Raw genomic sequence first — 2,030 nt, forward strand, 5'->3', positions numbered from 1 at the left:
TAGTTAAAATCCCACGCATCATTCATCCCTAAAATATTTTCTACCCTCAAGCCCGCACTATAACGCGCATAACCCGTAGAGGCTTGTCCCATATTGTCATGAGAAACAGTAACCTTGAAAGTTTTATCGGGATGATTGTTAATATTGACAATGCTGCTCCCTTCTTCACGCCCTGGAAGAAGTTCGCTTTGAGCGTGCGCTGAACTCAAACGGTTGATCTGATCAAGCCCCTGTTCAATATCGCGCATGTTCAGAACATGACCTTGAAGCCCAGGAAAAGCACTCCACACAACATTGTTATAACGAGATGCCGGTGAACCATTATAGTAAATCTCTGAGAGCTTGCCCTCAACGACAACAAATTTGAGCGCCTTGCTGTTTTTGATATCTTGATCAGGAATGTAAAAACGCGCCGTTACATAGCCTTGATCCAAATAAACTTTGGTTAACTTCTTGATTAAGAGCTGAATATCGACAAGACCGATACATCTTCCAACATAAGGCTCTGTTACGGCTGATATAAAGCGCTTTTTGACATGATGCACTCCCTCAACAACAAGAGCATGAATGGGAAAACATTGTTTCCCACCCAAAAGCGTTTCTGGATTTTGCTCTGAAGGCGTCTTTATCCTTTTAGGCGTTAAAGCGCGTAAATTCTCAATTCTTTCTAATTGCTGTTTCTCAGATTGTTGGCGAGAAAAATTATCGGTTGGGGAATGAAAAATAGCTGAGGAGCGCGCATAAACACTTACACCTGTAAACAAGCCAAATAAAATAATAATGGCACGAAAAATTCTCAAAAGAGAACTTTGGCGTAAAAATACAGAAAACAATACAGATTGCCCCCGCTTTGCACTATTCATGAAGCACTCTTTAAAAGAACTTCATGGAACCTCTAACAAGTCCACTCAAAACAGCCACTGCCCTATAACGCTTTTAACAAAAGCACATGCCTCTGTGACCCAAAAAGTGACACCCAAAACTGCTTTATTTTAACTGCTGAAGATCTCTCCCCCACATTTATGTAGAAAGACCTCTAAACAAAATTGTTTAGCCCGTCAATGGTTAATACATCAATATCCCCAGTTTAATGCTACAATATATTTATCAATAATTAGAGATAAATTCACTCTCCAGCTCCTCTAAGCCACTCAACACGCATATAAACGAGACATCATGCTATCAAGCACATTCTGTCGTCAAAAACCATCATAGAAAACAATAAGAAATCTCTTTGAGAGCCTTTCAAGACAATCACGCAAAACTCTTTTAATGGCATTCTCATCAAAGAACTTTTCTCCAAAGACAATGATCTGAGTGATCTGAACAGAAGAGTTTTGTCTAGAGTTGTCAGTCTTGTCAGTGTTGTCAGTTCTTTTTAGAGCCTATATCATTTTTTTCAAATGAGAGAAAATTAAAAACATTATATTTCAATATGTTAGTATTTTAACGATACAACCTATATCGACAATACAACCTTAAATACAATCCATAATATATATTTGTCAGTTTGTGTCAGTAAATTGAACTGACAAAATAGACTATTTGAGTGACTCATAAAACCTATCAAAATAATCATTATGATATTTTAAAAGCACATGCTTCATTTGTCTTGATTAACCCGTGAAACGAATAGCAAATTTCACTATTTTGCTGATCTTATCCCATGTCATAGGCTGTGGATAAACAGCCTTAAAAAAAACTTTTGAAAAAAATTTATCCGCTTTTTAGCATTTTCCGAATTTTTTACACTATTCATTCAAAATGGATTTAATAAGCTTCATTTTGATTCTTTTGAAGAGAATTAATCAATAGAATATATTGTCATGGAGTTTATTCTTTATGCTTCGACCTCATCATTCTAATCATGAACATGTCTCTTTACGCTCTCTCTTAGAATATTATCGTCAACAAGCAAAATCACCTCGTGAATTGGGAACATTGTTTGAAAATCTTGTCATGGCTTATTTGACAAACGACCCGCTTCAAAAGCAGGAATACGAAAAGGTTCAAACCTATTGTGAATGGGC

General features: G+C 36.6%; 2 protein-coding genes. One reads left to right on the top strand and one right to left on the bottom strand.

Translation table 11 applies throughout. The annotated features are described in order from the left end of the window. Positions 1-863 (bottom strand): POTRA domain-containing protein (locus ACFIJP_RS08820; RefSeq protein WP_375627023.1); only part of this gene is annotated, 863 nt, incomplete at its 3' end. A gap of 979 nt (positions 864-1,842) precedes the next feature. Here ACFIJP_RS08820 and ACFIJP_RS08825 point away from each other — a divergent pair. After that, positions 1,843-2,030: hypothetical protein (locus ACFIJP_RS08825; protein ID WP_375627025.1), on the top strand; the 188-nt coding region annotated here is incomplete at its 3' end.

Source organism: Bartonella sp. MU37NMGALS (genome assembly GCF_042194015.1).
In the GTDB taxonomy this organism is placed as follows: Bacteria; Pseudomonadota; Alphaproteobacteria; order Rhizobiales; family Rhizobiaceae; genus Bartonella; species Bartonella grahamii.